The 6,000-nt window shown below is 36.9% G+C and carries 6 protein-coding genes and 1 tRNA gene; 5 read left to right on the top strand and 2 right to left on the bottom strand.

The window, feature by feature from the left end; translation table 11 throughout:
- Window positions 1–136: 136 nt before the first annotated feature.
- A complete protein-coding gene (locus GJV03_RS17680) occupies window positions 137–1,435 on the top strand; it encodes an FAD-dependent oxidoreductase (protein ID WP_154130712.1) in 1,299 nt (432 codons plus the stop codon).
- A gap of 60 nt (window positions 1,436–1,495) precedes the next feature.
- Window positions 1,496–2,314: a methyltransferase domain-containing protein gene (locus tag GJV03_RS17675; RefSeq protein ID WP_154130711.1), complete on the top strand. Its 819-nt coding sequence runs from the start codon at window positions 1,496–1,498 to the stop codon at window positions 2,312–2,314.
- A gap of 103 nt (window positions 2,315–2,417) precedes the next feature.
- On the opposite strand, the gene GJV03_RS17670 is transcribed toward GJV03_RS17675, so the two are convergent.
- A tRNA-Thr gene (locus tag GJV03_RS17670) sits at window positions 2,418–2,493 on the bottom strand.
- 332 nt (window positions 2,494–2,825) lie between these two features.
- Window positions 2,826–3,053, bottom strand: coding sequence for a hypothetical protein (locus GJV03_RS17660; RefSeq protein ID WP_004718547.1), 228 nt, complete (start codon window positions 3,051–3,053; stop codon window positions 2,826–2,828).
- 282 nt (window positions 3,054–3,335) lie between these two features.
- Between GJV03_RS17660 and GJV03_RS17655 the strand changes: the two genes are divergently transcribed.
- The 3 genes from GJV03_RS17655 to GJV03_RS17645 all read left to right on the top strand — a co-directional run bounded on the left by GJV03_RS17655 (window position 3,336) and on the right by GJV03_RS17645 (window position 5,864).
- A complete protein-coding gene (locus tag GJV03_RS17655) occupies window positions 3,336–3,656 on the top strand; it encodes a hypothetical protein (RefSeq protein ID WP_154130708.1) in 321 nt (106 codons plus the stop codon).
- A 139-nt stretch (window positions 3,657–3,795) separates the two neighbouring features.
- Window positions 3,796–4,785, top strand: coding sequence for a Fic family protein (locus tag GJV03_RS17650; RefSeq protein ID WP_154130707.1), 990 nt, complete (start codon window positions 3,796–3,798; stop codon window positions 4,783–4,785).
- Between the two features lie 245 nt (window positions 4,786–5,030).
- Window positions 5,031–5,864, top strand: coding sequence for a hypothetical protein (locus GJV03_RS17645; protein ID WP_004718541.1), 834 nt, complete (start codon window positions 5,031–5,033; stop codon window positions 5,862–5,864).
- Window positions 5,865–6,000: the final 136 nt, after the last annotated feature.

Genomic DNA, 6,000 nt, shown 5'->3' with positions numbered 1-6,000 from the left:
TTAAATAAACACCGAGGAATGGAGATTTTTCCTAAAAAATTTCCAACAAAAAAAGTTAAAACTGGAACTTTTTAATACCGCGATTTAATCGGCTATAGCTCATAATAAAAAAAATGGTTACGCACGGATAATAACTTTGGATATTGCAGTGATTGGTAGTGGTATGGCTGGCCTGGCCACCGCAAGAATTCTTAAAGATGCAGGTCATAACATTACCATCTTCGAAGCATTACCTGGTCGTGGTATGGATAGTCACAGCATTGAGTTTGAAGGTGGTTTAATTGATGCACCTTTGCGCGTGATGAATCAGCATTTATGGAAAAATACACTGAGCCTTGCAACACACCTTGGCATAAAAACCTTTCCAGTGCGTACCTTTATGGCATGCAGTTGGTTATTTGAAGACAAAACAGAAACTTGGTTGACCACATCACGTACCCGTATTGGTAATTTCCCCATTATCAATAACCGTAAAGGGATTAAGCAGTATGGTTGGCGTTTAGTCAAAGGGATGTTGCAGCTTAAAACCGCCATTTCTCAATTTTTTAAATCTAAAAATCAAGACATTACCCTTGCTGATTTTATCAATCACAATGACATTGAAGAAGTATTTTGGCATGGTGCAGTGATGCCTGTGCTTTATACCATTTGCACCTGTGACCCTAAAACTATTGGTGAATGGCCAGCAAAACCGCTCTTAATCTTTTTAAAGCAATTAACCGATGGTGATGCTTTATTGCGTTTACATGGTGGAACGCCTGCTTTTGTCGATAAATTGATTGAAGGTATTGATATTCATAGCGGTTCTGAAATCACCAAAGTTGATGAACAGGGTAGTGCTGTTCTGGTTGAAAATGCACATGGTGAGCAATTTCAATTTGACCGTGTGGTGGTTGCAACACCGACCAATAAATTAGAAAACTTTTTAAATAAACAACAATTTGCTGACGATATTGCTTTATTGCAAAAATTTAAGTTTGAGCAAGGCGAGTTGGTTATGCATACCGATGCATCAGTGATGCCGCCAAATCGTAAAGATTGGGCTGTATTGAGTTATATGATGGACCGTAAATTTACCAAACAACAATTCACAGTTTGGCTGAACTCGATTGAACCAAGTCTGGTGGGTAAATCTCCAGTGTTCCAAACATGGCGTCCTGTGACCAGCATCGATCCGAAGAAAGTCATTTCTACAGTGACCTTAACCCGTGCTGTGGTGGATTCTGAAACAGTAGCATTGAACATTGAGTTGCAAGCGCGTCATAAAGTCGCTAATCGTAAAGTATTCTATTGTGGCTCATGGTCATGTGATGGTTTGCCAATTCTTGAATCTGCGGTAACTTCTGCAATGCATATCGCAGAAATTTTTGGTGCACCATTGCCATTTGTAGGATTAAAACCTAAAGTTGAGGTGGCTCCGCAACTTGGCTATTAAAGCCCAGTGAATTCATATAAAGTTTAATGAATTCATAACTGAATAAGTGAATGATTTAAAATGAAATGGCTTCAAGTGATTCAGCAAAAACTTCCAAAACATAAATATGCAATCGATGCAAAAATGTTAGGAGATTCTGCTGAGTGTGCTTGGACTAACTTAGGGTATTGGGATGAGACTACATCCTCTTACCCTCAAGCCTGTCAGCAACTTGCTGAACGACTTGCACAAGCGGTACAGCTTAATCAACATGATCGGGTACTGGATTTAGGTTGTGGTCAAGGTGCCAGTTTAAAATACTGGTTAGAACACTACCAAATTCAAGATTTAGAGGCGGTTGAGTTACAACAACAGTGTGTCGATAAAATTCAAAAACAACTCCCGCAAATTAAGGCGATTCACTGCCAATCTTTTTTAAATTTAAATGCGCTTTTATTGACGCAACCTTTTGATGTGGTGTTGTGTATTGATGCGGCTTACCATAGCGATTTAAATTTATTTTTAAATTCAGTCGTCCCAATTTTAAATTCAAAAGGTCGTTTGGGTTTTCATACGTTGATGCTTTCAGACACAGTTTTAAATTCAAAACAAAAAATGAAATATAAATGGCTACTTAAAGCCGCTGATGTCGATTTAAAATCACTGATGACCGCGACTCAAATCAATCATGCCCTGCAACAGCATGGTCTTGAGCAAATCGCGCTAGAAGATCTCTCTACAGCAGTATTGGCTGGTTTTAGTCAATATATTGCGACAAGAGCGAAAACGGAGCGTGGAGGGCTAGATCAAATCAAAATACAAATGACCGCAAAACTTTGTCAAAGGTTATTTGAAGAGGGAATTGTTCGATATATACAGCTCAACGCAGTCAAAACATAATTTTTATTATTTGCGACGCTATCAAACAGATCAAAAAAATTATAAGAAAATACATAAGCCAAAAACAACAAAGCCTCACTAAAAAAGCGAGGCTAAGTAAAAATGGTGCCGGCACACGGATTCGAACTGTGGACCTACTGATTACAAGTCAGTTGCTCTACCAACTGAGCTATGCCGGCAACGTGGCGAGAATTTTACAGAATATTTATAAGATTGCAAGCCAAAAAATAAACAATTGAATAATCTTTAATATTTATAGTCTTAGCGATGGGGTCTTGGTCTGAAGCTGATAATACCGTGTGTTATGAATGCTTAGATTTTTAGAGAGCAAAGGGTTTTTGCAGGCAGACAAAATAGCAAAGATAGCTAGAGTAACGGCAATTAGAGTAATGACAACTAGAGCAACGATTAATAATCGCTTTAAGCTTCCGATTAAAAAGGCTTACGGAGGGGTAAGCCTTGAGTATTTGGGGTTAAATCAATAAATCTTTATCAGTTTTGAAATATAGACTTATTTTCTCCTTAAAATATGATCCAGATCTTGTGCGCATTCTTCTAGGGTGATTGCCATATCTATTTGCATTTGGGGTTTCAATTCGTTTGCGAGTTTTCTCCATTGCTCAATCAATTGGATAGCTTTCTGAATTTTATGCTTATTTACATCTTTGGCAATAGTTGGGGTGTATCCACCACGTTTAGCATTTTTGACTTGTCTTACATAATTGGCGCTGTTATTCATTGTCACTCCCGAATAGCAGTTTTATGCTTTTAACTTGTTTGAATCGCTAATAAGTACCGCATCATGATTATCTTAAGAGAACGTTACATCTATATGATTTTTATTTTGTATTTCACCTCCTTTGAATCGTGCTAGAAGTTCTTTTCACTTGATACTAATTCAAGAAAGTTTGAATTGAAATAGTCAATTGTCTTTTTAGTTGAGTGGATATGTATCTATTTGCTTCAAAAAATAGCTCAAATATCGTATAAATAAGCTAAGTAAAAACTAGAACAATTGAGAATGAAACGATTCAGTATTTTATTATTATTGGTTTCTGTCGCACATGCTGAAGCTCCTAAAGAATGTCAGTTACTTGAACAGACCTCCGAAATGTTAATGCAGTTACGTCAAAACGGTTTATCGTTGGATGATGTTGATTTTAATCCTGAAGCATTGTCTGCAAAAGAACAGGTATTGTTAAAAGGTATGATTGACGATGCAAAGGGTGTACCGATTTATCAGATACCTTTAACCCGACAAAAAGCGATTAATGATTTTAAAATTAAGTGGCAAGAGGTGTGTCAGTCTGCGGATGTTGTGATGCCAACTGAGACGAGATAAAGGATTGTTTTTTATTTCGCCTATAGTGTTATGGTTAAATTGAGGGTGGCATTTCTGAAAGCATTCAATAACCTATGAAAAACAAAACTTTTAGCGTTTAATCAACTGTGCTTTGTATTTACTTCTGTTTAGGAATGGTATGAAATATCAACCGCCTTATACCATCACATCAAAAATCATTCATCTGATTGCGCAGATCAGTGAGAATATAGGGCGTTTGAGTGCTTTAGAGGAAGTCCAACACAACTTAAAACTGAGAAAAGCCAATCGTATCCGAACAATTCAAGGTTCGCTTGCAATTGAAGGAAATACCCTCAGCACAGAACAAATTACTGCGATTTTGAATGGTAAAGCTGTAATTGCACCACCTAAAGAAGTTCAAGAAGTACGTAATGCCATAAAAGCTTATGACGCATTTCAAAAATGGCAACCCAGTCAAGAAGCAGATTTATTACAAGCACACCAAATTTTAATGACAGGCTTGATTGATGATGTTGGACAATACCGTCATACCAATGTAGGTGTCATGTCTGGTGATCATGTGGTGCATATGGCTCCGCCAGCGAATCAGGTTCCTCGTTTAATGTCTGATTTACTGGAATGGCTTAAAGATAGCCAAGAACACCCACTCATTCAGAGTTCGGTATTTCATTATGAGTTTGAGTTTATACATCCATTTGCTGATGGGAATGGACGTATGGGGAGACTTTGGCAAACATTGATACTTAGCCGATGGAATACTATTTTTGCAAATATTCCTGTTGAGAGTCTGATTTATCAAAATCAAAAGGCCTACTATGAGGCTTTACAAGCCAGCACAGACCGTACTGATTCTGCAGCATTTATAGAGTTTATTTTGCAGATGATTTTGGATGCGATATTGGACTCAAATAATACCGCTCAAGATAGCGCTCAAGTTGACGTACAAGTAAGCGACCAAGTTCAGCGTTTAATTTCAGTTATGCAGGAAAAAGAGTATAGCTTGTTTGAATTGATGCGGTTATTAGATTTATCCCATCGTGCAACATTCCAAAAGAATTATCTCAATCCTGCGTTAGACGCAAACCTTATTGAACGTACCATTCCAGATAAGCCGAAAAGCCCTAAACAACGATATAGATTGAAGTGAAATAAAAGTAATTTCTCCTATTACCCAATTCGGACGGGGGAATTTAAAAGATTTTATTTAAAAAAATGAAAGGTTAATCAGTAAAAAATAAAAATTAGTGTACTCAAATATAAGACCAATTTTTATCTGCGTGAAATGAATAATTCTCAGTATCATTTGCCACAATAATTATTTATTATTGCTTAACAATATCGAAAAATTCACATGTTTTTAATATATCAACCATTCTTTAGGCCTGTTTTCATATGAATAAGTCTTTCTTAAGCTTAATCGTCATTGCGATGATTGCAACTGGGTGTACAACAACCAAATCCATTCAATACCCTGCAAAAGGCAGCAACACGACAATTTCAGTATCATCTGAACAAATTTCAGCGATGACGGAATCTGGTGGTGGTGATCATTTTATTGAGGGAAGCCAAATTACTGTCGGGGATGCAAGCAATGCGCTTTCCAACCCTGCATCAAATGCATTTGGACTGATTGGTGTTGGTGTTGCTACAGCGATTGATAAACGAAATAATGGCGCAGCTATCTCTAACAGTAATTTAAAGCAAGCCATTAAATTTGATGAGATCGTGAATAAAAAAATTAGCTCGGCTTTACAGGAGAATCAAGCAGATACTTCTCTTAAACTAATGACTTCAAATCAGGCTTCTGACGTTAAAATTGTCCCATTTGCACGGCTTTCTTTTAAAGAAAAACCTGATGTCAAGGCAGTATTTGGATTGAAAGCTGAATTTAAAAATGCTGCTGACAATAATAAGTCTGCAAAGCGTTTATACAATTATATCAGCCAGAAAAAAGCACCATTAACTGAATGGGATGCAAATAATAATACGGTCTTTTTTACACAAGCAAATAAAGCTTTTGACGCATTAGCACAGGTTCTTGTATTAGATATACAGCATCAATTAAACCTTGAGGCGGCCAGTGAAGTAGATCAGAAAAAATGTAAATCAACGGGCGATTTCTCGGGTATCACTTTTATTTCAGCGCCTGAAAATTTATGTGTAGGTGTGTTAAAGACCAACAAAGGGGTAGTGTTACCAAATTTTGTGCTGGTGATAGAACAGTAATTCATATCTTTTGAAAGAAGGTATTAGTCCAAATCGTCCGCTAAGAAAATCACAAAAGTGCATATTCTAAAAGCGGACATTTTTACTTTCGAGTTACATGTTGGCTCGTATAACGACTGTGTTTGTTAAATGTACA

Source organism: Acinetobacter sp. RIT698 (assembly GCF_009668065.1).
GTDB classification, from domain to species: Bacteria; Pseudomonadota; Gammaproteobacteria; order Pseudomonadales; family Moraxellaceae; genus Acinetobacter; species Acinetobacter guillouiae.
This window is presented reverse-complemented; position numbering and strand designations above follow the sequence as displayed.